This window comes from Collinsella aerofaciens (assembly GCF_028209395.1).
In the GTDB taxonomy this organism is placed as follows: Bacteria; Actinomycetota; Coriobacteriia; order Coriobacteriales; family Coriobacteriaceae; genus Collinsella; species Collinsella aerofaciens_AZ.
Genome location: NZ_JAQLDQ010000028.1, coordinates 1 through 23,771 on the forward strand (window position 1 = coordinate 1; position 23,771 = coordinate 23,771).

The window sequence follows — 23,771 nt, forward strand, 5'->3', positions numbered from 1 at the left end:
GGACCTGTAGCTCAGTTGGTTAGAGCGTCCGGCTGATAACCGGGAGGTCACAAGTTCGAATCTTGTCAGGTCCACCACTTTCTTTCGCAATAAACACCCCAGCGAGAGCCGAGTCGCCGCTGGGGTGTTTATTACTGTCTCCGTGGGGGTTTAGCTCAGCTGGGAGAGCGCGGGCTTTGCAAGCCTGAGGTCAGGGGTTCGATCCCCCTAACCTCCACCATGATGGACCTGTAGCTCAGTTGGTTAGAGCGTCCGGCTGATAACCGGGAGGTCACAAGTTCGAATCTTGTCAGGTCCACCATCAAAACTGTGAAGAGCCCTGAGGCGTTGCCTCGGGGCTTTTTTCTTGTCTGCGATAAATCTCATTTTGGTTTTGTGTGCTGTGCGAAAGATTGGGTAGTATAGCTATTCAATGCGGCGGGCTGCCGCGTGTTAACCGCTACGTACCGGAGGTGTTCCATGGTTCGTGTCGACATAGAGACTATCGTCATGGCCGCCGGTCCCGTGCCATCGCTTATCGTGCTTCGCGAGCGCTGCAGCAAATCGGACTCGCCCGCGCCGTTGCGTTCCCTTTCCATTCAGACGGGTTCGTTTGAAGCTGCTGCCATCAGCCGCGGCATCGATAGCGGTCGCGCCGAGCGCCCGATTACCCATGACCTGTTGCTCGATACCGTTGACGCCTTGGGCGCCAAACTCGAGCGCATCGAGATCGTTCGCGCCGAGCCGCCGGTGTTTTACGCGACGATTGTCGTACTGGCCGATGGTGACGAGCGCAAGATCGATGCCCGCCCCAGCGATGCCATCGCCCTTGCCGTGCGCAGCAATGCTCCCATGTTTGTGGAGGACGACATCATGAATCGCCTGGGCACCGTTTCTGCCCATGCCGAGGAAGTCGACGACGAGCAGGAGTTCGAGAAGTTCGACGAGTTCGTCCATACGCTCTCCCCCGATGACTTCTAAATGCGGGGCGTCCAGGTTGCGGAGCGTTCGCTGATGGCCGGCGGCATGTCGGCTGAGGCGGCCGCCATCGCGCGTGAAGCCCAGATGCGCTCGGAAGCATCCGAGGCGGCCCGCCTCGCCTATGTGACACAGGCCCGCACGCTTCGCGAGCGCCGCGGCTCGTTTATCAAGATGGTTGTCATCTCCGCCCTTGTCGCGGCAATCTGCTCGCGCCTTCGTGGTACAGTTGGTGCGCTTGGGTTTTCGATCTCTACGGGCCTGGTGATCTGGGGCGTGGTCGACGCGGTAATGCTGACCAGTCAGATCAAGGTGCTCGACAAGCGTGCGGTGGATATGATGCACGCCCGCGACGCTGCCGCCAAGATCGCTGCTGAGGCACAAGAACTGTAACGACGCCGGATTCGATGGGAAGGTCTAAAGATGGCACAGGATATGCAGGACGCCGGTAACGTCTCCGCCGAGCTCGACGCCATGGTGTGTGACCTGATTGGTGCGTTCTTGGACGACCTTGCCGCCGGCGAGAATCCGGGCGTAGTTGTGGCGATCGAGGACGCTGCTTCCAACCGTTATCTGGCGGCGCTCGATGAGGATGGCGAAGAGGCGTGCCTCGAGGCTGCCACCAACTTTATCTCCGAGCACAAGATGGGTCTTAAGGACGAGGGGCTGGGCCGCATCGCCCGTTACGCCATCGGCTACACCGGTTGTGTCGAAATTGACGGCGGCTATCACGACGCCCTGCTCGTGAGCTTCTTCGAAACCACGCTCGAGAGCGGTTTTTCGGCATACGTGCTGTATGAGGGCATGGGTGCCGGCGATGGTTTTATGTGGAGCGACCCTGAACCTGCAGGTGAGGAAACCCCTCTTATCTAAAATCGCTAAAATAAACGAGTTTTCGGTAAAAGGCTCAATATTCCCGCTGAGCGTTGTATCGCTGGGCGGGCCGCATACGCGTGCCGTTTGTATATGGATAGAAGATAGGGGAACTACATGCGCGTAGACAATCTGAGGAACATCGCCATCATCGCCCACGTCGACCACGGCAAGACGACGATGGTCGACAAGCTCCTGCGTGCCACGGACGCCTTCCGTGCCAACCAGCAGGTCGAGGACCGCGTCCTGGACTCTAACGACCAGGAGCGTGAGCGCGGCATTACGATTCTCGCCAAGAACATCTCTATCGAGTACAAGGACGTTAAGATCAACGTCATCGACACCCCGGGCCACGCCGACTTTGGCGGCGAGGTCGAGCGTGTGCTGCGTATGGCCGACGGCGCCCTGCTGCTGGTCGACGCTTTTGAGGGCCCCATGCCCCAGACCCGCTTTGTGCTGCGTCACGCTATCGACACCGGCCTTAAGATCATGATCGTCATCAACAAGATTGATCGTCCGGGTGCTAACCCCGAGAAGGCCTACAACGACTGCCTCGACCTTATGGCCGACCTGGGCGCCACCGACGACCAGCTCGAGTTTGCCATGGAGCACGTCATCTACGCCAGCGGCGTCAACGGCTTTGCCCGCCTCGATCCCAATGACGGCAACATGGATATGTATCCGCTGCTCGATATGATTATCGACGATATGCCCGCGCCCGAGGTTGATGAGAACGCCCCGCTGGCCATGCAGTGCGTGACCATCGACCACTCCAACTTCGTTGGCCGTATCGGCATCGGCCGCGTGTACTCCGGCACCATCCACCAGGGCGACCAGATCCTGGTCGTCAAGAACGACGGCTCCAGCGCCACCGCTACCGTCAAGCAGCTCTTTACCTTCGACTACCTGGGCCGCACCGAGTGCCAGGAAGTCGGCGCCGGCGACATCGCCGCCGTCGTGGGCATCGACCGCACCGATATCGGCGATGTTTACACCGACCCCGAGAACCCCGTCGAGCTCGAGCCCATCGAGATCGACCCGCCGACCCTGTCCATCGTCTTTGAGGCTTCGACCTCCCCGCTCGTCGGCCGTGACGGCGACATCGTGGGTGCCCGTCAGCTCAAGGAGCGCCTGTTCAACGAGGCCGAGAACAACGTGACCATGAAGATCGAGGAGCTCGAGGACAAGAGCGGCGTCGAGGTCTCGGGCCGCGGCATTCTGCACCTGTCCGTTCTGATGGAGTCCATGCGCCGCGAGGGCTTTGAGTTCCAGGTCGGTCGTCCGCGCGTTCTGTTTAAGAAGGACGAGAACGGCAACAAGATGGAGCCTGTCGAGCAGGCCGTCGTCGAGTGCCCGGACGAGTACTCGGGCAAGGTCGTTGAGGTCTTCGGCACCTCCGGTGGCATCATGACGAGTATGGATACCTCGGCCATCGTGACGCACCTTGAGTTTAAGATCCCGACGCGTGGCATCATGGGCCTTAAGAACCGCATCATGAACGTCACCCACGGCGAGGGCGTGTTCTACCACACCTTCCTGGAGTACGGTCCCTACGCCGGCGAGATCGGCAACCGTCAGAACGGTGCCATGATCTCCATGACCACCGAGAAGGCCGTTGCCTATGCCCTGGGCACGCTGCAGGAGCGCGGCCAGCTGTTTGTTGAGCCGGGCACCGAGTGTTACGAGGGCATGATCGTGGGCGAGCGCAGCAAGGCCGGCGACATGGTCGTCAACATCGCCCGTACCAAGAACCTGGGCAACCAGCGTTCCTCGACCTCCGATATTTCCGTGCAGCTGGTGCCGCCCCGCACCTTCTCGCTGGAGGAGGCGCTGGAGTACATCGCCGATGACGAGCTGGTGGAGATCACTCCCAAGAATATTCGCCTGCGCAAGCGTCTGCTCAATGCCACCGACCGCAAGAAGGCCGCCGTCCGTGCCGGTCAGGTCAACAAATAAGCGCTGGGGCTTATAACCGCCAATAAGAAAGGGCGTCGACCGCGATGGTCGGCGCCCTTTTTGGTGCAAGGGGGACAGGTTCGCTTGCACCACCACAAAGGTGCCTGTCCCCTTTGTGGTGGTTGGCAGCTAGGCGGTGGGGAGTTCCGGCGTATTAGCCGGCTGTTGCGATTTGAGGTGAGCGTTGCGCCAGATGATCTGGATAACATAGCCGAGCGTGAAGACAAAGGCCACGCCGCTGATGAAATCGCCTACGAGGGGGATTGCCGTAAGTGCACCTGCGATCACGCCGCCGGCGGCCGCCATGGCGTAGCGGTTCTGGCTGTGTCCGACCATGCGCGCGATCGCGCACCCTGCAAAGGCACTCGACACCAGCGCGATGCCAATAACACCGCACATGAGGGCTCCGGCAAGCGACAGACCAGCGATAGAGATAATTAGCAGTAGGACGGCGGGGACGACAGCAATCGTACCCAGAAGACCGCTCACCCACAGGGGCATGGGGCACTGGTGGAGCATACCGGCGGCGCTGACAGTCGCACGCGGAAAGACGAGCTCGAGCAGCAGAGCGACAAAGCAGGTCGAGAGTGCCGCGGCGACGATACCGCCGATGACATCGTTAACGGTGGAAGTATCTTCGTTCTCGGTGCGGTCGATCTTGAGGGCACCGACCTCGGCTCCCGCGGCACGCTCGGGGTCCTCGGAGACGTGCGCGTTCACGGTGCCGGTGATGCGGGCGTTCTTGCCCAGGATGAGTTTGTCGGCCCAAACCTCGACATCGCCCTCGACGGTGCCATCGATGGTCACCGTGTCGCCCGCAAGCGCTGCCGACTTGGTAGAGCCGCGCAGGGCAACCGTCTCGCCCATCGCGTAAAAACAGTTGGCGGCGCTGTCGGAATTGAGAACGACATGCTGGCCGGCAACGGTCACGCTGCCATCAACCGTAGTCTTGGCAATGTCGATGGTGCGCGCCGCCAAGCGGACGGCGCCGCCCACCGTGCAGTCGCGAATCGAGAGGGTATCGCCCGCGGCGATGATATCGCGGTCGATGGAGACATCGTCCAGTTCGAGACTCTGACCGGCCCAATACAGGTCGCCCTCGACACCGGACGGATTAGAGTCGTTGTCGGTTGCAAGTACGTTGCCTGCCGTGTCCGTGCCGGCGAACGACGCCGTGGGAAGTACGGTCAGCGCAAGCGCAATCAGTACGAATAGGAGGGCGATGCGGGCCTGCGCTTTGTGGCGCTTGGTCGACGGTTCTAGGTTGCAAGGCATAGTGAATCCTTCGTTAGATACTTGGCATATATCTAACAGGGTACCCAACGTGCGAGCGCTCTAAAAGAACCTCTCGGTTGCATTTCGAAGGGTCGTGCCGTGCTATCTACTTTTTGCGATGTAAAAAGTGCGCGATGTCTTCTTCGGTGGGGCTTTTGATGTCAAAGCGCAGCGAGAGCCAGCGCAGACCCATGGTCACGACAACGCATACGACCAGCGCGGCGACATTGCTCATAATGCCGCTCATAACGAGACACACATAGCTTGTCGATCCGGCGATGGCGGCGATGGCATAAAAGTTAGTACGTTGGAAAATGCCCGGAACCACGCCCATAAAGCCATCGCGCAACATGCCGCCGCCCACCGCGGTGAAAAAGCCCATCATGATGCACACCGCCGGTGCAAAGCCGTAGACCAGCGCCTTGTCTGCTCCAGTGGCGGCGTAGATGCCGACCGAGATGATGTCGAGCAGGGGAATGAGTTTTTCGGGCTTGTCGACGATTGCCGGGAAAATATAGATGATGGCTGCCGTGGCAATGGAAAGCGGCAGCGCCATTGGCTGGTTGAGGATGTAGACGTTGCCCACCTGCAGCGTCATGTCGCGTAAAAGACCGCCGCCCAAGCCACAGACCACGGCGAGCGCAACTGCACCCACCAGGTCGAGTTTGTGCTCGCGCGCGACCAACACGCCCGAGATTGAAGCCGCGACGACGGCGAACATTTCGAGCCAAAACGGGATGGCGACCATGGCATCCGTGGCGTGTGAGGTAACGGTCATAGCGGCGACGACGGGCAAGATGGGGTCCTTTTGGTTGCGGGTTTAGACAATGCCCGTACATAGTACATGGTTGGCGGGCGTGGTGACCCTATTGCTCGGTAAACGGTCGGGACTGGGAACGGTCATGGGTACCAAACATGTACATCAGCCTTCAAAGATTTCGAAAAATGTCGGTTTTGGAGGGTGACGTACATGTTTGAGATTCAAGGTGAAATCGAAAGCAATGGGGGACGTGGCTGAATAGGAGGGATGTCCAAATTTTGAGCGGAGCTCAAAATTTATTCGGTCGGCTTGCGCCGACCGCGCTGCGCTAAAAACGCGCCACTGGCGCGTTTTCTTTACGCTCCGCGTCCTGACGGGTTCGAATCCCTCCTCCTCCGCCGTATTTGCTTGTAAGGGACTCTAAACAAAAAAGCCCCCGTTTTCGGGAGCTTTCTCAACCAAAATGGCGGAGGAGGAGGGATTCGAACCCTCGTGACCTTATACAGGCCAAACGGTTTTCGAGACCGCCGCATTCAACCACTCTGCCACCCCTCCGCGTGGGGTAAAAACAAAGCAGGCTCGAAGGCCTGCTTTGGAATTAACTGGCGGAGAGTCAGGGATTTGAACCCTGGAGACGCTTTTGACGCCTACACGATTTCCAATCGTGCTCCTTCGGCCACTCGGACAACTCTCCGTTAAATGCGAAAGTCAGTATACACGAGGAACCGCAAAGTGCAAACAGAAAAGTTGGCATTTTTTAAAACGCTTGGCCGCGCTTGTCGTTGCAGTGGGGTTTGAGGTGCCAAAAAACGGATTCCGACCAGCGTGGTTGATTAACTCAATTGTTCAAAAGGGGTATTCATAAGCGACTTGGCAATGAATTTAAAAATCTTTGGGTGGCGCTGTGGACCACTGGTATGCATTTTGCGACCACAGCCTTGTGCCCGTTGACCTGTGGCTTGGCTCAGCTTGTCCCCGCGGCACCGTATCTTGTCCACAAATCCGTCAAGCACTTGGTCAGCATTTGGTTGGAAGACGCATGAAACGTCGTGCGAGTATGGGCATATGTGGAGGTCATGAGGTTGTAGCTGCATATTCTTGCGGCCTAGGAGGTTGAAAGATATTATTACCAAGTCTTTTCCTGCTTCAGGCGCACCTTCACGACCTGAAGCCACATTTGCCCAGAGGAGGTGACAATATGAAGGCTTATGAACTGCTGTTCTTTGTTGACCCGTCGCTCGACCCCGAGACTCGTCTCGCTGTTATGAAGCGTATCGATACCACGATCGCTGAGGGCGCTGGCAAGGTCGACTCCGTTGACGACTGGGGCAAGCGCAAGCTCGCCTACGAGATCAACGACCTCACCGATGGTGACTACACCCTCATCAACTTCCACGCAGATCCTACCCAGATCGCCGAGCTTGATCGCATCCTGCGCATCACCGACGCTGTGGTCCGCCACATGATCGTCCGTCGCGACGACCAGGAGTAAGACTGTCGTTTTGGACTGGGCTTGTGCCCCAAGAGGAAGTAGTGAGTTATGAGCATCAATCGAGTGAACATCACCGGTAACCTCACCCGCGATCCCGAGCTGCGCGCCACCGCCGGCGGAACCCAGGTTCTGTCCTTTGGCGTCGCCGTCAACGATCGTCGCCGTAACGCGCAGACTGGCGAGTGGGAGGACTATCCCAACTTTGTCGACTGCACTATGTTCGGCACCCGCGCCGAGGCCGTGAGCCGTTTCCTGGCAAAGGGAAACAAGGTCGCGATCGAGGGCAAGCTGCGCTACAGCTCTTGGGAGCGCGACGGCCAGCGCCGGAGCAAGCTTGAGGTCATCGTCGATGAGATCGAGTTTATGAGCTCCCGTGGTGGCCAGGGTGGCTACGATCAGGGTGGTTACGCCCCCGCAGCTCCCGCGCCCGCAGCACGTCCTGCCGCACCGGTGGCTACGCCGCCCGCGGTCGACGTCTACGATGAGGACATCCCGTTCTAAGGGTTGTTCACCTATTTTTGAGTGAGAGGCGGCTTCGGTTCGCCGAAGTTGCCAAATGAAAGGTATTTTGACATGGCTAATGATTTTTCTGCACGTCAGCCGCGTCGTAAGTACTGCCAGTTCTGCAAGGAGAACACTGAGTTCATCGACTATAAGGACACTCAGCTTCTCCGTAAGTACATGACCGACCGTGGCAAGATCAAGCCCCGTCGCGTCACTGGCGCTTGCACGCAGCATCAGCATGACATCGCCAATGCCATCAAGCGCGCCCGCGAGATGGCACTCCTGCCGTACACCGTCCCCGTGGTTTCCTCTCGTGGCAACCGCGACCGCGGCTAAGAAGGGAGACGCATCATGAAGGTTATTCTTCTCGATGAGATCAAGGGCAAGGGCGGCGAGGGTGACGTCGTAGAGGTCGCTCAGGGTTACGCTGAGAACTTCCTGTTCCCCAAGAAGCTCGCTGTTGCCGCCACCAAGGGCAACCTCAAGCAGCTTGACGAGCGTCGCAACAACATCGCCAAGCGCGAGGCCGTCCGTCTGGCTACCGCCAACGAGACCAAGGCTGCCTTCGAGGGCAAGACGGTCACCGTTGACGTCAAGGTCGGCGACGAGGGCATCCTCTTTGGCTCCGTTACCGCCGCTATGATCGCTGACGCCATCAAGGCTCAGCTCGGTATGGACATCGACCGCAAGCGCGTCGAGCTCGGTAAGCCCATCAAGGTTGCCGGTGCCCACACCGTTGCCATCTCGCTGTACCGCGAGATCAAGGCCGAGGTTGTCGTTCTCGTCGGCGTTACCGCCGAGGAGCTCGCTGCCGAGGCTGAGGTCGAGGAGGCCGCTGAGGTCGCCGAGGCCGAGACCGCCGAGGTCGAGACTGAGGCTGCTGCCGAGTAGCATTTGCTGCAACGCAACAATCTTGTTCTAAGAAGGGCGCTCTGGGAAACCAGGGCGCCCTTTTGTTTTTTGCGCTGAGTGAGTTTCATGGTGAACGTTGCGTCGAAGTCCTATATACAGGACCGTTCATCCGTTTGGTTCGGTGATGATTGGCGGCGCGCGGCGCGTTTTGGGACCGTGGCTGATACTATGGATGCTCGCAAGCGATATGAATGAGGATGCTCATGGCATATGACGATAGGGAGACCGGGCTGACGGTTGAGGACCGCGGCTCCAAGTTGGGTCTTCCCCAAAACCAAGATGCAGAGGCCAATGTACTGGCCGCTATGCTGCTATCGCCCGAGGTGGTCGAAGAGGCCCAGGTCGAGCTGCAGCCCGATGACTTCTACCGGCCCATTCATAAGACCATCTATACCGCGATGGTCGATATGTACAACAGCCGCATTCCCATCGACTCCATCTCGCTGATCGATTACCTGCGAAGCATCAACAAGCTTGATGCCGTGGGCGGCGAGGCCTACATTTTGGAGTTGATGGGTCAGACCCTGTCGCTCGTCAACTGGCAGCACCATGCCGCTATCGTTCGCCGCGATTCGATGCTGCGTGAGCTGATCGGCGCCACCAACGAGATCAACGCGCTGGCCTATAACGCTCCCACCGATACCAAAGAGGTCGTGGAGCTGGCCGAGAGCAAGTTGCTCAAGGTCACGGCGCGCGAGGTCAAGTCGAGCTACAAGACGCTGACCGAGTTTATGGTCGAGGCCTATAACGAGGCCGAGGAAGTGTGCCAGGCAGGCGGCCAGGCTGCGGGCGTGCCCACGGGCTTCCCGTCGCTCGACCGCATGCTCATGGGTTTTCGCGAGGGCCAGCTCATCATCATCGGCGCCCGCCCTGCTGTGGGTAAGACGTCGTTCGCCCTGAATCTGGCGCTCAACGCTGCCGCTGCCGGTTATACCGTCGGCTTCTTCTCGCTGGAGATGTCGGGCAAGGAAATTGCCCAGCGTCTGATTTGCGCCTACGCCATGATCTCGATCAGTGACTTCCGCATGGGCCGCATTAGCCCCGAGCAGTGGGCAAATATCAACGAGGCCACGCAGACCTTGTCCAAGCTCGATATTCTGATTGACGATACGCCCGGCACCACAGTGACCGAGATTCGCGCCAAGAGCCGCCGCATGCTCCACAACAAGGAGAAAGCTATCATCATCCTGGACTACCTGCAGCTGGTGAGTCCTCCGCCGGGACGCCGCTCCGAGAGCCGTACCGTCGAGGTCTCCGAGATGTCGCGTGGTCTGAAGATCATGGCCAAGGAGCTCAAGATCCCGCTCATCGCGCTGTCGCAGCTCTCGCGTCAGGTCGAATCCCGTACCGGCAAGCGCCCGCAGCTTTCCGACCTTCGTGAATCGGGCTCCATCGAGCAGGACGCCGATATCGTTATGTTCTTGGACCGCTCCGCCGACGAGGCCGAAGCCTCGCGCGACGATCGACCCGACGAGGGCGTTACGCGTATCGTCGTGGCCAAGAACCGTTCGGGCCCGATCGGCGACGTCGACCTGATGTTCCTGCCGGCATCCACGAAGTTCTATGAGCTTGATGGGGCACATGCCGAGGAGTAGGACAGGCACCCGTTGCACGGGTATACTGGGAATGTTTTGTGCTTCTGCGTGCCGGCGTGGCACGTAGACAGTCCATGAATGTAAGGAGTAAACATGCCGTCAACCGTTTTGGTCGGTGCCCAGTGGGGCGATGAGGGCAAGGGTAAGATTTGCGACCTGGTCGCCGGCGACTTTGATGCCGTCGTGCGCTATTCGGGTGGTAATAACGCCGGCCACACCATCGTCGTCAACGGCAAGAAGTACGGCCTGCACCAGGTGCCCTCCGGCATCATGTATTCCGACCATGTGTCGGTGATCGGTAACGGCTGCGTCGTCAACCCCAAGGTTGTCCTTGAAGAGATTGACATGTTCGAGGCCGACGGCATCACCACCAAGAACCTCAAGATTAGCGGCAACGCGCATGTCATCATGCCGTACCACATCGATCTGGATGGTGCTTTTGAGCAGAAGCTCGGCAAGAAGAACATCGGTACCACCAAGCGCGGCATCGGTCCGTGCTACCAGGACAAGATGGCCCGCATCGGCCTGCGCATGCAGGACATGCTGGACGAGGCGCTGTTCCGTGACAAGCTGGAGACCGCTCTTGCCCGCGTGAATCCCGAGCTCGAGCTCATCTACCACCTGCCCACCTACACCGTGGACCAGATCTGCGACGAGTACCTGCCCATGGCCGAGCGCCTGCGCCCCTACATCACCGAGACGAGCCTGCTGCTCAACAACATGATCGACGAGGGCAAGGACCTGCTGTTCGAGGGCGCCCAGGCGACGCTGCTCGACATCGACCACGGCACCTATCCGTACGTGACGTCTTCTAACTGCACCGCTGGCGGCGCCATCACCGGCTCCGGCGTGGGCATGAAGAACGTCGACCGCGTGCTGGGTGTCATGAAGGCCTATATCACCCGCGTCGGTTCGGGCCCCATGCCCACCGAGCTTTCCTATGAGTCCGAGGCCGGTCACACGCTGACCGAGGAGGGCTATGAGTACGGCGTGACCACCGGTCGCCGTCGTCGTTGCGGCTGGTTCGACGGCCCTATCGCCAACTATGCCTCGCGCGTCAACGGCCTCACCGACATCGCCGTGACCAAGCTCGACGTGCTTTCGGCCTTCGACACCATCAAGGTGTGCGTGGCCTACGACGTCGATGGCGAGCGCTACACCAGCGTGCCCGAGCATCAGGTGCGCTTTGAGCATGCCAAGCCCATCTACGAGGAGCTCCCTGGCTGGAAGTGCGATATCACCGGTTGCCGCAGCTTTGACGAGCTGCCGCAGGAGGCTCAGGACTACGTGGCGTTTATCGAGGATCTGGCACACACCCGCGTGACGTTCATTGGCGTTGGCGCTGGTCGCGAGCAGATCATCAACCGATTCTGGAAGTAATCGGGACTATTTGGTTATTGCGATATACCCCTTTGCAGCCCGGACGGGCGGCCGAGGGGTATATTTGCTTGCAAAGGGCTCGCGCGGAGCGGGCCGTTCATCCATAGAGGAGGCACCCTTGAAGGCGGACACTCAAACCATCGACATCCTGTTGTTGGGCAGCGGCGGCCGTGAGCATGCTTTGGCAGCTAAGCTCGCAGCATCACCGCGCGCCGGCAAGCTCTACATCGCGCCGGGTAACGGCGGCACCGCGAGCTGCGGCGAGAACGTTGTTCTCGACGACTGCGATCCTGCGGCCGTGGCGGCGTTTGCGCAGAGCCACGGATGCGGACTCGTGGTAATTGGCCCCGAGGCTCCGCTCGTGGCGGGCGTGGCCGACGCCGTGCGCGCGGCGGGTATTCCCTGCTTTGGCCCGGGTGCCGAGGGCGCCCAGATGGAGGGCTCCAAGCTGTTCTCCAAGCAGCTCATGGAGCGTGCGGGCATTCCGACGGCAGCCTATGGTTCGTTTACCGACGAGGCTTCGGCTCTCGCCTACGTGCGCGAGCAGGGCGCCCCGCTGGTCGTGAAGGCCGACGGCCTTGCCGCGGGCAAGGGCGTTATCGTGGCGACCGAACTTGAGCAGGCCGAGGAGGCCGTGCGCGAGTGCTTTGGCGGCACCTTTGGCGATGCCGGCAATACCGTGGTCATCGAGGAGATGCTCGTTGGTCCCGAGTGCTCGCTGCTGGCCTTTACCGACGGCAAGACCGTGCGCCCCATGGCCACCTCGCAGGACCACAAGCGTGCACTCGAGGGCGACAAGGGCCCCAACACCGGTGGCATGGGCGTCTACAGCCCGGTGCCCATCGTGACCGATGAGGAGCACGCCACCATGGTGAAGGTCATGGAGCAGACCGTGGCCGAGCTCGCTGCCGAGGGTATCGACTACCGCGGCTGCCTGTACGGCGGCTTTATGCTCACGCCTGCCGGCCCCAAGGTGCTGGAGTTCAATGCCCGCTTTGGCGACCCCGAGACGCAGGTCGTTCTGCCGCGCCTTAAGAACGACCTGGTCGAGGTCATGCTCGCCTGCGCCAACTGCGAGCTCGATCAGATTGAACTCGACTGGCGCGACGAGTGGGCCGTGGCCGTTGTCCTGACGAGCGCGGGTTATCCCGGCAGCTACGAGAAAGGCAAGGTCATTACCGGTATCGCCGATGCCGAGGCCATGGAGAACGTGACCGTGTACCACGCGGGCACTGCCGTGGTGGACGGCCAGCTCGTGACCAATGGTGGCCGCGTGCTTGCCGTGACCGCGCTGGGCGATACGTTTGAGAACGCCCGCAACCTTGCCTACGAGGCCTGCGAGAAGATTGATTTTGAGGGCAAGACCCTGCGTCACGACATCGGCCTGCGCGCGCTGCGCGGCCGCGACGCCTGGGATGCCTAAAATCCGAGAGGAATGAGACGGATGGACGAGAAGAACGAAGAGCTCGTGGACGCGCAGATCGTCGAAGAGGACAGCCGCGTGTATGGGCACGCCGAGGGCGAGCCTGGTGGCGAGGTCGCTGACGAGCCGGCGCTGGTGCTGGGCGATGACGACCCGCACGATGCCGAGCTGCACGAGAAGATTCTTTCGGAGGAGTGCGCCTGGAAGGGCAAGATTCTCGACGTCCACCGTCTTGAGGTTGAGCTGCCCAACGGTCGCCGCAGCGCCCGCGATATCGTTCGCCATCCGGGTGCGGCGGCTGTTGTGGCACTGACCGAGAGCGGCAAGATCGTACTGGTGCGTCAGTACCGCACCGCCATCGACCGCGTGACGGTCGAGATTCCCGCCGGCAAGCTCGATCCAGGCGAGGACCCGCTCGATTGCGCCAAGCGCGAGCTGCATGAGGAGACGGGCTTTAGGGCTGGTCGCATTCGCTTTTTGACGTCGATTGTCACGTCCTGTGGTTTTTGCGATGAGATTATCCACATCTACTTGGCTACCAAGCTCGAGTTTGATGCGCCCAACCCCGATGATGACGAGTTTGTCAACGTGGACCTGGTGCCGCTGCATGAGCTGATCGACGCCGTACTCGACGGCAAGATCGAAGACGCCAAGACCGTCGTGGGCGCCTTGGCCTGCGACAGCATCGCACACCGCCTTGGGGGCACGGAGCTTTAACGAGTGGGGATAGCCCTGGGACAAGTACTACTGATTGCTTTGTCCCAGGGCCTTACGTTGCTGATATTTCTTTGAGGATCACATGCTGAAGAGGTTTCTTTCGTATTACGAGCCCCAGATGGGGCTTTTTGTTGCTGATACTGTTTGTGCTCTGGTGCTTGCCGCCATTGACCTTGCTTTTCCTATTATTCTGCGTAATTTGACCGGTGGGCTATTTACTCAGGGTCAGGCTGCCATTATGCAGGCGCTCGGCATGATCGCGGTGGGCTTGGTGCTGATGTATGCCGTCCGCTGCGCCTGCCGCTACTTTGTGAGCTATTGGGGCCACGTGATGGGCGCGCGCATGGAGTCCAAAATGCGCGAGGACCTGTTCGACCAGTATGAGCGCTTTAGCTTTGCGTACTTCGACCGCAACAGCTCGGGTGACATGATGAGCCGCGTGGTCAACGACCTGTTCGATATCTGCGAGGCGGCGCATCACGTACCCGAGTGGATCATCATCTGCGGTATCGAGATTATCGGCTCGTTTGTGATCCTCTTTACCATCGCTCCGGTGCTGGCGCTTGCCATGGCCGTGGTGACGGCGGCGTTTGCGGTCGTCATGTTTTGGCAGAACATGCGCATGCGCGAGGTCTTTAGCGACAACCGCAAGAAGATCAGCGGCATTAATGCACAGCTGCAGGATTCTCTGGCGGGCATGCGCGTGGTCAAGAGCTTTGCCAACGAGGAGACCGAGCGTGCCAAGTTCCGTGCCTCTAACGACCGCTACCTTTTGTCCAAGGAGAACATGTATCACGCCATGGGCGTCTATACCGCGACGTATGGCCTGCTCTCGGGTGTGCTCTATGTGATCGTGGTGCTGCTGGGCGGCTGGCTGGTCGCCCAGGGACAGCTGCAGGCGGTCGATATGGCGACCTTTGCACTCTATATTTCGCTGTTCTGCACGCCGCTCGAGACGCTCGTCAATTCGGCCGAAACGTATCAGAAGGCCATCGCCGGCTTTAAGCGTATGGACGAGGTGCTCTCGACCGCGCCGGATATCCAGGACAAGCCGGGCGCTACGGATCTGCAGGTGACTGCCGGCGCCGTGGAGTATCACGACGTGTGCTTTAACTACGAGGATGTCGAGCTGGGCGAGGGCTATGCCGACGAGCGTCCCGTTATCGACCATATGGACCTGTCCATCAAGCCCGGGCAGACCATCGCTTTGGTTGGCCCTTCGGGCGGCGGCAAGTCCACGACCTGTTCGCTGCTGCCGCGCTTTTATGACGTGGCTACCGGATCCATTAGCATCGACGGTCAGGACGTGCGCGATGTGACGCAGCAGAGCCTGCGCCGCGCCATCGGCCTGGTGCAGCAGGATGTCTATCTGTTTGACGGTACGATTGGCGAGAACATCGCCTACGGCAAGCCGGGCGCTACGGCGGAAGAGATCGCCGAGGCGGCCCGCCGCGCCAATATCGATACCTTTATCGAATCGCTTCCGCAGGGCTACGACACCGTGGTGGGCGAGCGCGGCAGCCGTCTTTCGGGCGGACAGAAGCAGCGCGTTGCCATCGCGCGCGTGTTTCTCAAGAACCCCAAGATCCTGATTTTGGACGAGGCGACGAGTGCTTTGGATAACGAGAGCGAGGAGGCGGTGCAGGAGTCACTCGAAGAGCTGGCACGCGGCCGCACCACGATTATTATCGCCCACCGTCTTTCGACCATTAAGCATGCCGATGAGATTGCGACCGTTGAGCATGGTCGCGTTGTGGAGCGTGGCACGCACGAGGAGCTTCTCGCCCGTGGCGGCACCTATGCCCGTTACTATCGAATGCAGTTCGAAGGTGCGCGTGCGCACGAGCTCGACTGATTGATATGACAGGAAGTTTATGGCTGACAAGAACCCTTTGACTCCGGAAGAAGTGACGGAGTTATTCTCCGAAATCGATGCATCCGGCGTCTTGGATCCCACGCTCGCCAAAAAGCGTACCGAGCGCATGCGTGAGAAGGAGGCTGCGGCCAAGCGCGGTGACAAAGCGGCGCTAGCGCAGCTGCGCAGCGAGGACCGCGCGAGCCAGGCAAAACATATCGACCCGCTGTCCGAGGACGATCCTTCGGGCTCGCAGGTGAGCCATACCATTACGAAGACCGCGATGGCCGTGGTCATCGGTATTTTGGTGCTGATCGTGGGCATGCAGATTGGCTACGGCGTGATGCGTCGTCTGAACACCGCCAACCTGTCCGAGAGCGTTTCGGTCGATACCGTTTCGACCGCGCTCAAGGGTGGACTTGAATGGGGCAACGGCTTTACGCAGTTCCCGCTCGACTTCACCGTCGATGAAGCCGATGAACGCACGGGCACGGTCGAGGTGACGGTGTTGGACACATCGTCCGCCAACGAGCTCGAGCTGCTGTCCAACGGGCAGATTCAGGCCGCGGCGCTTGCGACCAACGCGTTGCTCAACGATAAGATCGACCGCGTGGTGTATAACGTTCACGCCTATATCGACGAGGATAGCAACATTCAGCACGATTCCTTCTTTGGCATGTTCCCCGCGCGGGGCCACCAGAGCGCCATTTTGACGTTCGTGTGGACCAAGAGCTCATCCAACGCCACGAGTATCGACTGGAAGATGCGCATCGTGAGTATGGATGACACCATCGCCGAACGCATTCAGAAGCAGGTGAACTCGGTGTCGTCGTTGATTGAGGACCCGGTGGTTAGCCAGACCAAGATTGACGAGGAAAAGGCCGAACGTGACCTGGAGCATCGTCTGCATGGCCGCGAGATTTTCCGCGGCGGCAAGCCCGATCGCACACCGTCCGAACTGCTGGAGCAGGACAAGAAAAAATAAGACGCCATCATCCCGCGTGAGCCACAAGCCCCGCGGGATGATTTTTTTGGGACGGGGATTAAAAAACATTATGCATAGAAAGTCATAATTATCATTTCGTAAACATTTCGATGAAATTAACGCCATGAGGCATGCTTGCGGTTACAATACCGCGAGGCCTAACTACACACCTTTAAGCCGGTCCTGTGAGACCGGGAAGGAGAATTATGGCGAACAACCATACCGCGGGCGCTGCCGCCCGCACCTTCGCGCCTAGCGAGCTTTGCCAGCGTATGCTGGCCAAAACCAGCAAGGGCACCTGCGGTCCCTGCATCCTGTATCTTGAGGATGGGACCATTTTTTATGGACGTGCATGCGGCGCCGAGGGCACCGCGACCGGCGAAGTTTGTTTCAACACCTCGCTCGAGGGCTACTTTGAGGTCATGACCGACCCGAGTTATGCCGGCCAAATCGTAACCATGACCTATCCGCAGATCGGCAACTACGGTATCGACGAGACCGACGTCCAGTCGGCCTTCCCCGGCGACGCCGTGCGCCCTGCGAGCGCTCCGACCATGCGCGGCATGATCGTTCGCGACATGTGCGCCACGCCTTCTAACTGGCGCTCGGCCGTCAGCGTGCCGGAGTACCTGCGCGCTCACGGCATCGTCGCTATCGAGGGTGTCGACACTCGCGCCCTGGTGCGCCACCTGCGCGACAATGGTTCCAAGATGGGCATTATTTCGACCGAGATCTTCGACGTCGACGAGCTTGCCGAGCGTCTGGCCGCAGCGCCCACGCTGGTAGGCGAGAACCTGGTCAAGACCGTAAGTTGCCCCGTACCTCACGAGTTTGTGGCCGCCGACCTGCCTGCCACGCATGACTTTGCGCTTACGGCTGCCGCTCCTGCCCGTCACAAAGTGGTCGCCTACGACTGCGGTGTGAAGCGCGGCATTCTGGAGGGTCTGGTCCGCGCCGGCTGCGACCTTACCGTCGTGCCGTGGGATACGCCCGCGAGTGAGGTGCTCGACATGAATCCCGATGGCGTCTTTTTGTCCAATGGTCCCGGCGACCCCGACGCCGTGGTGGAGACCTACGAGCAGGTGCAGCAGCTGATCGGCAAGGTGCCGGTCTTTGGTATTTGTCTTGGTCACCAGATGATCAGCCTGGCCTGCGGCGCTCAGATGGAAAAGCTTAAGTTCGGTCACCGCGGTGGCAACCAGCCGGTCATGAACCTGGTAAGCCGTCGCGTGGAGATTACCGCGCAAAACCATGGCTTTGGTCTGCTGTTCCCCAGCTTGGGCAAGCTTGTCCCCGAGTTTTCCGGCGGCGAGACCGAGCATGCGGCCGATGGGGATCTGCGCGTCTGGGTGCGCCGCGGCATCGCGCCAGTCGTGATGAACGAGCGCTTCGGCCGCATTCGCCTGACGCATGTGAACCTCAACGACGGCACCGCCGAGGGCATCCAGCTGCTCGACGCGCCGTGCTTCTCGGTGCAGTACCACCCCGAGGCCTCGCCCGGACCCACCGATGCCCACTATCTCTTTACCGCCTTTACGCGACTCATGGACGGCGAGGAGAACTACCTGGACATCGACACCGCGAAGGACCGCCTGCAGGGCTGGAACTTTGCCGACAATGGTTCCGCTGCGACCGAGACCGAGGAGAACTAACATGCCGAAACGTACTGACATCAAGCGCATCCTCGTTATTGGTTCGGGCCCCATCGTTATCGGCCAGGCCTGCGAGTTCGACTACTCCGGCGCCCAGGCCTGCAAGGTGCTCAAGGAGGATGGTTTTGAGGTCATCCTGGTCAACTCCAACCCGGCGACCATCATGACCGACCCGGGTCTTGCCGACCGCACCTATGTCGAGCCCATCACCGCCGAGTTTATCGAGCGCGTAATCAAGAAAGAGCGCCCGGACGCGCTGCTGCCCACGCTGGGCGGCCAGACCGGTCTGAACGCCGCCGTCGAGCTGGCGAAAGACGGCACGCTGGACAAGTACGGCGTCGAGATGATCGGCTGCGACCTGGCCGCCATCGAGCGCGGCGAGGACCGCAAACTCTTTAACGAGGCCATGGCCGAGATCGGCCTGGAGGTCGCGCGCTCGGGCTATGCCTACAGCGTGGCTGACGCCGAGGCTATCGCCGACCGCGTGGGATATCCCTGCGTGCTGCGTCCGAGCTTTACCCTGGGCGGCGCCGGCGGCGGCATCGCGCATACCCACGAGGAGCTCGTCTCCATCGTGAGCCAGGGCCTTGAACTCTCGCCTGCCCACGAGGTGCTGGTCGAGGAGTCCATCGAGGGTTGGAAAGAGTACGAGATGGAGGTCATGCGTGACCACGCCGGCAACGGCATCATCGTGTGCTCCATCGAGAACCTCGACCCCATGGGCGTGCATACCGGCGACTCCATCACTGTGGCGCCGGCGCAGACGCTCTCCGACCTTGAGTATCAGCGCATGCGTGTCGCGTCGCTTGCCATTCTGGAGAAGATCGGCGTCGAGACCGGCGGCTCCAACGTGCAGTTTGCCGTGAACCCCCAGACCGGCCGCCTGATCGTCATCGAGATGAACCCGCGCGTGAGTCGTTCGTCCGCGCTGGCCTCCAAGGCTACGGGTTTCCCCATCGCTAAGGCCGCCGCGCGCCTTGCCGTGGGCTACACACTCGACGAGATCGTCAACGACATTACCAAGGCAACGCCCGCCTGCTTTGAGCCCACGATCGACTACTGTGTGGTCAAGGTGCCGCGCTTTGCCTTCGAGAAGTTCAAGGGTACCGACCCCACGCTCACCACGCGCATGAAGGCCGTGGGCGAGATCATGGCGATCGGCCGCACCTTTGAGGAGGCCTTTGGCAAGGCCATGCGTTCGCTGGAGGACGGGCATCAGGGCATTTGTGCCGGTGGCAAGGAAGGTGCCGACAAGCTGAGCGACGATGAGCTCGCTCAAGCCGTGGCAACGCCGACCGAGCACCGCATCTTCTTTGTGGTCGAGGCCCTGCGTCGTGGCTGGGACATCGCGCGCATCCATGCCATCTGCGGTATCGATCCGTGGTATCTCAACCGCATCAACGACATGGTGCAGGTCCAGGAGAGCATCCGCGGCCTGCGTGTGGAGGATATCGACGCCGACGCGATGCGTCTGCTCAAGCAGTACGGCACGAGCGACGCCGAGATCGCCGCGCTGACCAGCTCGGACGAGCGCTTTGTGCGCGCCTATCGCAAGGGCCTGGGCGTGGTTCCCAGCATGAAGACGGTCGATACCTGCGCTGCGGAGTTCTCGAGCGCCACGGAGTACCACTACAAGACGTACGAGAACATCTACCGCACGAGTCCGGATGCCAAGAAGTGCGTGGCTCCCGACGAGACCACGCCGGCGGACAAGCCCAAGGCGATGATCCTGGGCGCCGGCCCCAACCGCATTGGCCAGGGTATCGAGTTCGATTACTGCTGCGTGCACGCGAGCTACGCGCTGGCAGCCCGCGGCTTTGAGACCATCATGGTCAACTGCAATCCCGAGACCGTCTCGACCGACTACGACACGTCCGACCGCCTGTACTTTGAGCCGCTCACCTACGAGGACGTCATGGACGTTATCGATGTTGAGCGCCCCGATGGCGTCGTGGTGACGCTTGGCGGCCAGACCCCGCTTAAGCTGGCGCGCATGCTCGAGGAGAGCGGCGTGAACATCATGGGCACCAAGCCCGATGCCATCGATTTTGCCGAGGACCGCGAGCGCTTCGCCGCCCTGCTCGACAAGCTGGGCATCATGTACCCGCCGGCGGGCCAGGCCACCTCGTTTGAGGAGGCCGAGGCCGTAGCCGCGCACATTGGCTACCCGCTGCTGGTGCGTCCGAGCTACGTGCTGGGCGGCCGCGGCATGATGATTGCCTACGATGCCGAGCATCTGCGCGATTACATGGCCGAGGCTGCGCGCATTAGCCCCGACTACCCGGTGTATCTGGACCGCTTCTTGGAGGGCGCGATCGAGTCCGATGTCGACGCCCTGTGCGATGGCGAAGAGGTCTACATCGGCGGCATTCTGGAGCATATCGAGGAGGCCGGTATTCACTCCGGCGACTCTGCGACCTGCATCCCGCCGTTCAGCTTTAGCGAGAGCCTGCAGGCAAAGCTTCGCGAGACCACACGCCGCATCGCGATGGCGCTGGGCGTACGTGGCCTGGTCAACGTGCAGTATGCCATCAAGGGCGAGACCGTCTACGTGATCGAGGCCAACCCGCGTGCCAGCCGTACCGTGCCGTTCATCTCCAAGGCCACCGGCGTGCCGCTGGCCAAGTGCGCGGCGCGTATCATGGCAGGCGATTCCATCGCCAGCCTGGGCCTGCCGAGCGACGAGCGTCAGCTGGACTGGTTCTGCATGAAGGAAGCCGTTATGCCCTGGGGCCGTTTCCCGGGCGCCGACGTTATCCTGGGGCCCGAGATGAAGTCGACGGGCGAGGTCATGGGTATCGCCAAGAGCTATCCCGAGGCATACGCCAAGACGCAGCTGGCGATCGACTACAAGCTGCCCGACCCGAGCGCCGGCAAGGTGTTCATCAGCGTGTGCGACCGCGACAAGCGACATATCCTTTCGGTCGCGCGTATCCTGCGCTACCTGGGCTTTGATATCTGCTCCACCGAGGGTACGGCGCGCGTGCTGCGTGGCGGCAACGTGACGTGCGAGGTCGTGGAGAAGATTAGCGGCCCGCACGACGGCGAGCGTCCCAACATCGGCGACCTGATCGCCGACGGCAAGATCGCGGTGATCGTCAATACGCCGTATGGCTCGGGTTCTCGTGGCGACGGCTACCTTCTGCGCACCGAGGCCGTGCGCCGCGGCGTGACCTGCGTGACCGCGATGTCTGCCGCCAACACGTACGTGAGCGCCATCGAGGCGGTGCGTGAGGACCAGCAGGGTCACGGTAGCGCCAACGACATGGGCATGGACGTCATCGCCCTGCAGGACCTGCCGCAGCACACGGTGTAGTTGACCCGGTCGGCCGGGGCGGGAGGCGGACGCTTTCTCTCGGAAACTGGGCTTCGCGAAGTTTTCCGAGAGAAAGGACCGCCTCCCGCCCCGGCCTGCGGTGACTCGGTAGCACCGTGTGCTGCCGAAGGGGCTTTGCGCGATGACTAGGGCTGAATAAAAAGTGAGCGTGGGCTCTGTCGTTCATTCGAACGACAGAGCCCACGTTTTGTATGGGGTCTCTTGGCGAATTTTCATTCGCCAAGAGACTTTTTGCTATGGGGGAGACATGTCCCTGGACAGTTAGTTCAGATACGTATTTTTTTAAAGGCTGACGAAGGTCGATTTGGGGTCAAATGAGCCGTTTTTGGCCTTCTGGGCCGACAGAGGCGCTCGCTCAAGGGCGAGAATAGCCCATTATTGGGTCCAAAGTGGCTCCAAACCAATCCATTAATGCCAATTGGCACGGCCAAATAATACGTATCTGAACTAACTGTCCACCACCGGTAGCGCGCAGAGATGTGGTGTAAGAGGCGGGGCATGCCCCGCCTCTTTTCTTTCTTGAAAGGGAGGGGACACCGCCTAGAATTCGTCGTTGGAGTAATGAAGGTGACGAATGGAAGGAAAGGCGATGCCCCAAGAAGAGAGTGTACTGCGCCTCGGCCGCGACGAGGCCCTCGAGGCGGCGAGGCTTTGGCAGGAGTGCGGCGACGCGCGCGAGTTCGCGTGCAGGGTGCTGGGCGGCGTGATGAACGCGCTGATGGACTCCGAGGCCCAGCAGATGTGCGGCGCGAGCCGCAACGAGCGCAGCGACGGCAGGGGGAACAGCCGCAACGGCTACCGCCCCAGGTCGCTCAAGACCGCCGTGGGCGACGTGGAGCTCGAGATACCCAAGCTCAGGCACGGCACCTACTACCCCGAGGGCATGCTCGCGCGATGGTCGCGCGTCGACACCTCGGTGGCCGCCATCGTGCAGGAGATGTACGTGTGCGGCGTGTCCACCCGCAAGGTCGAGCGCGTGGCGTCCAAGCTGGGCATATCCTCGCTGTCGAGCTCGGAGGTCTCGAGACTCTGCTCCGACCTCGACGCCGAGGTGGCGGAGTTCCGCCGCCGCGACCTGTCGGGCACGCCGTGCCGCTACCTGTGGCTCGACGCCACCTACATGAGCTGCAGGGTCGGCTCGTCGGTCGTCTCGCAGGGCGTCGTGACCGCGATCGGGCTGGGCGCCGACGGGCGCAAGCACTTCCCGGGCTGCGACGTGGTCGACACCGAGAGCGAGGACTCCTGGGCGGAATTCCTCGGCGGGCTGCGCGAGCGCGGGCTGTCCGGCGTGCGCCTCGTGGTCTCCGACAGCCACGCCGGGCTCGTGGCCGCCGTCTCGCGGCTGTTCCAGGCTGCGCCTGGCAGCGCTGCGTGACGCACCTGCAGCGCAACCTCCAGAGCGCCTGCTCGGGCAGGCCCGAGGACTCCAAGGCGGCCGTCAGGGAGCTCGTGCACGCCGCGGTCTACCAGGACGACCCCGACCTCGCGCGCTGCGTGTGGGCCGAGGCGGCGCCCTGTTAGCGCTACTGTAAAAACAACCATTTTGACCAACGCTCAACAACCAATCATGCCAACGCAATCCCGCCATTTGCGCCAACGCATTTTCACCATTTCCACCAACGCCGGGGCTTACGCTTCGATCGACGAGCGAACGATGCTTTCGGGAGGAGCGGGCCGTGGCGGAGAAGAACCTGATCGGAGAGTTGGACATGTACAGGGAAGCGGGCATAAAGCCCAACTTCAGCGACATAGCGAAGCGCTACGGCAAGGACAGGCACACCGTGGCGTCGTACTGGAGGGCCGAGGGCGGGCGGCCCCACGACGGGCGCGGCGACAGGGCCGCCAAGGCGCAGCTGCCGGGGGTCACCAAGAAGGGCATCCACGAGTGGCTGCTGCACAGGTATCCCGGCGAGAACCTGGCCGGCTACAACGCCTTCACCCAGTTCATGCGCAAGAACGGCATCGCCGTCGGGGCCTCCGGCGGCCCGGAGCCGCACCCGCGCTTCGAGACGCCGCCCGGACTGCAGCTGCAGTTCGACTGGAAGGAGTCCGTCAAGATGGCGAACCGCGACGGCGAGCTGTTCGAGTTCAACGTGTT

The 23,771-nt window shown here is 61.0% G+C and carries 19 protein-coding genes, 5 tRNA genes and 1 pseudogene; 21 read left to right on the forward strand and 4 right to left on the reverse strand.

From position 1 onward, the window contains the following. The 7 genes from PMW67_RS08690 to typA all read left to right on the forward strand — a co-directional run bounded on the left by PMW67_RS08690 (position 1) and on the right by typA (position 3,786). Positions 1 to 77, forward strand: a tRNA-Ile gene (locus tag PMW67_RS08690). Between the two features lie 67 nt (positions 78 to 144). Next, positions 145 to 220 (forward strand) — tRNA-Ala (locus PMW67_RS08695). Positions 221 to 224: 4 nt separating this feature from the next. Beyond that, a tRNA-Ile gene (locus tag PMW67_RS08700) sits at positions 225 to 301 on the forward strand. Between the two features lie 158 nt (positions 302 to 459). Continuing rightward, on the forward strand, positions 460 to 960 hold the full coding sequence (locus PMW67_RS08705) for a bifunctional nuclease family protein (RefSeq protein WP_117806592.1): 501 nt from the start codon (positions 460 to 462) through the stop codon (positions 958 to 960). Continuing rightward, complete coding sequence (locus tag PMW67_RS08710; protein WP_117584034.1) at positions 961 to 1,350, forward strand: hypothetical protein; 390 nt, start codon at positions 961 to 963, stop codon at positions 1,348 to 1,350. Between the two features lie 30 nt (positions 1,351 to 1,380). Beyond that, positions 1,381 to 1,830: a hypothetical protein gene (locus PMW67_RS08715; RefSeq protein WP_089572580.1), complete on the forward strand. Its 450-nt coding sequence runs from the start codon at positions 1,381 to 1,383 to the stop codon at positions 1,828 to 1,830. 117 nt (positions 1,831 to 1,947) lie between these two features. Further along, complete coding sequence (typA, locus tag PMW67_RS08720; protein ID WP_271739503.1) at positions 1,948 to 3,786, forward strand: translational GTPase TypA; 1,839 nt, start codon at positions 1,948 to 1,950, stop codon at positions 3,784 to 3,786. 129 nt (positions 3,787 to 3,915) lie between these two features. On the opposite strand, the gene PMW67_RS08725 is transcribed toward typA, so the two are convergent. From PMW67_RS08725 to PMW67_RS08740, 4 genes are all read right to left on the reverse strand, one after another. After that, entirely contained in the window at positions 3,916 to 5,061 is a 1,146-nt protein-coding gene (locus PMW67_RS08725) for a DUF8173 domain-containing protein (RefSeq protein WP_271739505.1), read from the reverse strand. A gap of 106 nt (positions 5,062 to 5,167) precedes the next feature. Continuing rightward, positions 5,168 to 5,857 carry a trimeric intracellular cation channel family protein gene (locus PMW67_RS08730; protein WP_271739507.1) on the reverse strand — a complete coding sequence of 230 codons (690 nt, stop codon included), beginning with the start codon at positions 5,855 to 5,857 and terminating at the stop codon, positions 5,168 to 5,170. 428 nt (positions 5,858 to 6,285) lie between these two features. Further along, positions 6,286 to 6,376, reverse strand: a tRNA-Ser gene (locus tag PMW67_RS08735). Between the two features lie 48 nt (positions 6,377 to 6,424). Beyond that, positions 6,425 to 6,515 (reverse strand) — tRNA-Ser (locus PMW67_RS08740). A 504-nt stretch (positions 6,516 to 7,019) separates the two neighbouring features. On the opposite strand from PMW67_RS08740, the gene rpsF reads away from it, so the two are divergent. From rpsF to PMW67_RS08810, 14 genes and pseudogenes are all read left to right on the forward strand, one after another. Beyond that, the gene (gene rpsF, locus PMW67_RS08745) at positions 7,020 to 7,313 is read left to right on the forward strand and encodes a 30S ribosomal protein S6 (protein ID WP_117564024.1); all 294 of its coding nucleotides are present in this window, start codon (positions 7,020 to 7,022) and stop codon (positions 7,311 to 7,313) included. A gap of 48 nt (positions 7,314 to 7,361) precedes the next feature. Next, positions 7,362 to 7,814, forward strand: a complete 453-nt coding sequence (locus PMW67_RS08750; RefSeq protein ID WP_006235830.1) for a single-stranded DNA-binding protein — start codon at positions 7,362 to 7,364, stop codon at positions 7,812 to 7,814. A 72-nt stretch (positions 7,815 to 7,886) separates the two neighbouring features. Then, the gene (gene rpsR / locus PMW67_RS08755; RefSeq protein WP_006235829.1) at positions 7,887 to 8,153 is read left to right on the forward strand and encodes a 30S ribosomal protein S18; all 267 of its coding nucleotides are present in this window, start codon (positions 7,887 to 7,889) and stop codon (positions 8,151 to 8,153) included. A gap of 15 nt (positions 8,154 to 8,168) precedes the next feature. Next, positions 8,169 to 8,708 (forward strand): 50S ribosomal protein L9, encoded by a 540-nt coding sequence (gene rplI, locus PMW67_RS08760; protein ID WP_022094073.1) that lies wholly within the window; start codon positions 8,169 to 8,171, stop codon positions 8,706 to 8,708. Between the two features lie 218 nt (positions 8,709 to 8,926). Then, positions 8,927 to 10,324, forward strand: coding sequence for a replicative DNA helicase (gene dnaB, locus PMW67_RS08765; protein ID WP_006235827.1), 1,398 nt, complete (start codon positions 8,927 to 8,929; stop codon positions 10,322 to 10,324). A 93-nt stretch (positions 10,325 to 10,417) separates the two neighbouring features. Beyond that, complete coding sequence (locus tag PMW67_RS08770; protein WP_271739509.1) at positions 10,418 to 11,704, forward strand: adenylosuccinate synthase; 1,287 nt, start codon at positions 10,418 to 10,420, stop codon at positions 11,702 to 11,704. Between the two features lie 118 nt (positions 11,705 to 11,822). Further along, positions 11,823 to 13,127: a phosphoribosylamine--glycine ligase gene (gene purD, locus PMW67_RS08775; RefSeq protein WP_161160905.1), complete on the forward strand. Its 1,305-nt coding sequence runs from the start codon at positions 11,823 to 11,825 to the stop codon at positions 13,125 to 13,127. A gap of 21 nt (positions 13,128 to 13,148) precedes the next feature. Beyond that, positions 13,149 to 13,844, forward strand: coding sequence for an NUDIX domain-containing protein (locus PMW67_RS08780; protein WP_195568396.1), 696 nt, complete (start codon positions 13,149 to 13,151; stop codon positions 13,842 to 13,844). An 82-nt stretch (positions 13,845 to 13,926) separates the two neighbouring features. Continuing rightward, positions 13,927 to 15,699, forward strand: a complete 1,773-nt coding sequence (locus PMW67_RS08785) for an ABC transporter ATP-binding protein (protein WP_271739512.1) — start codon at positions 13,927 to 13,929, stop codon at positions 15,697 to 15,699. Positions 15,700 to 15,718: 19 nt separating this feature from the next. Beyond that, positions 15,719 to 16,684: a hypothetical protein gene (locus PMW67_RS08790; RefSeq protein WP_006235822.1), complete on the forward strand. Its 966-nt coding sequence runs from the start codon at positions 15,719 to 15,721 to the stop codon at positions 16,682 to 16,684. 206 nt (positions 16,685 to 16,890) lie between these two features. After that, entirely contained in the window at positions 16,891 to 18,336 is a 1,446-nt protein-coding gene (gene carA / locus PMW67_RS08795; RefSeq protein ID WP_271739514.1) for a glutamine-hydrolyzing carbamoyl-phosphate synthase small subunit, read from the forward strand. 1 nt (position 18,337) lies between these two features. After that, positions 18,338 to 21,652, forward strand: coding sequence for a carbamoyl-phosphate synthase large subunit (gene carB, locus PMW67_RS08800; protein ID WP_271739515.1), 3,315 nt, complete (start codon positions 18,338 to 18,340; stop codon positions 21,650 to 21,652). Between the two features lie 610 nt (positions 21,653 to 22,262). After that, on the forward strand, positions 22,263 to 23,048 hold the full coding sequence (locus PMW67_RS08805; RefSeq protein WP_271739516.1) for an IS256 family transposase: 786 nt from the start codon (positions 22,263 to 22,265) through the stop codon (positions 23,046 to 23,048). Positions 23,049 to 23,349: 301 nt separating this feature from the next. Then, positions 23,350 to 23,771, forward strand: a pseudogene (locus tag PMW67_RS08810) (IS21 family transposase); the annotation flags it as partial.

Excerpts from the sequence above, each read along its gene's own strand:
- PMW67_RS08705 (WP_117806592.1), top strand. The coding sequence starts at position 460 with ATGGTTCGTGTCGACATAGAGACTATCGTCATGGCCGCCGGTCCCGTG.
- PMW67_RS08710 (WP_117584034.1), top strand. The coding sequence starts at position 961 with ATGCGGGGCGTCCAGGTTGCGGAGCGTTCGCTGATGGCCGGCGGCATG.
- PMW67_RS08715 (WP_089572580.1), top strand. The coding sequence starts at position 1,381 with ATGGCACAGGATATGCAGGACGCCGGTAACGTCTCCGCCGAGCTCGAC.
- typA (WP_271739503.1), top strand. The coding sequence starts at position 1,948 with ATGCGCGTAGACAATCTGAGGAACATCGCCATCATCGCCCACGTCGAC.
- PMW67_RS08725 (WP_271739505.1), bottom strand. The coding sequence starts at position 5,061 with ATGCCTTGCAACCTAGAACCGTCGACCAAGCGCCACAAAGCGCAGGCC.
- rpsF (WP_117564024.1), top strand. The coding sequence starts at position 7,020 with ATGAAGGCTTATGAACTGCTGTTCTTTGTTGACCCGTCGCTCGACCCC.
- PMW67_RS08750 (WP_006235830.1), top strand. The coding sequence starts at position 7,362 with ATGAGCATCAATCGAGTGAACATCACCGGTAACCTCACCCGCGATCCC.
- rpsR (WP_006235829.1), top strand. The coding sequence starts at position 7,887 with ATGGCTAATGATTTTTCTGCACGTCAGCCGCGTCGTAAGTACTGCCAG.
- rplI (WP_022094073.1), top strand. The coding sequence starts at position 8,169 with ATGAAGGTTATTCTTCTCGATGAGATCAAGGGCAAGGGCGGCGAGGGT.
- dnaB (WP_006235827.1), top strand. The coding sequence starts at position 8,927 with ATGCTCATGGCATATGACGATAGGGAGACCGGGCTGACGGTTGAGGAC.
- PMW67_RS08770 (WP_271739509.1), top strand. The coding sequence starts at position 10,418 with ATGCCGTCAACCGTTTTGGTCGGTGCCCAGTGGGGCGATGAGGGCAAG.
- PMW67_RS08780 (WP_195568396.1), top strand. The coding sequence starts at position 13,149 with ATGGACGAGAAGAACGAAGAGCTCGTGGACGCGCAGATCGTCGAAGAG.
- PMW67_RS08785 (WP_271739512.1), top strand. The coding sequence starts at position 13,927 with ATGCTGAAGAGGTTTCTTTCGTATTACGAGCCCCAGATGGGGCTTTTT.
- PMW67_RS08790 (WP_006235822.1), top strand. The coding sequence starts at position 15,719 with ATGGCTGACAAGAACCCTTTGACTCCGGAAGAAGTGACGGAGTTATTC.
- carA (WP_271739514.1), top strand. The coding sequence starts at position 16,891 with ATGGCGAACAACCATACCGCGGGCGCTGCCGCCCGCACCTTCGCGCCT.
- carB (WP_271739515.1), top strand. The coding sequence starts at position 18,338 with ATGCCGAAACGTACTGACATCAAGCGCATCCTCGTTATTGGTTCGGGC.
- PMW67_RS08805 (WP_271739516.1), top strand. The coding sequence starts at position 22,263 with ATGCCCCAAGAAGAGAGTGTACTGCGCCTCGGCCGCGACGAGGCCCTC.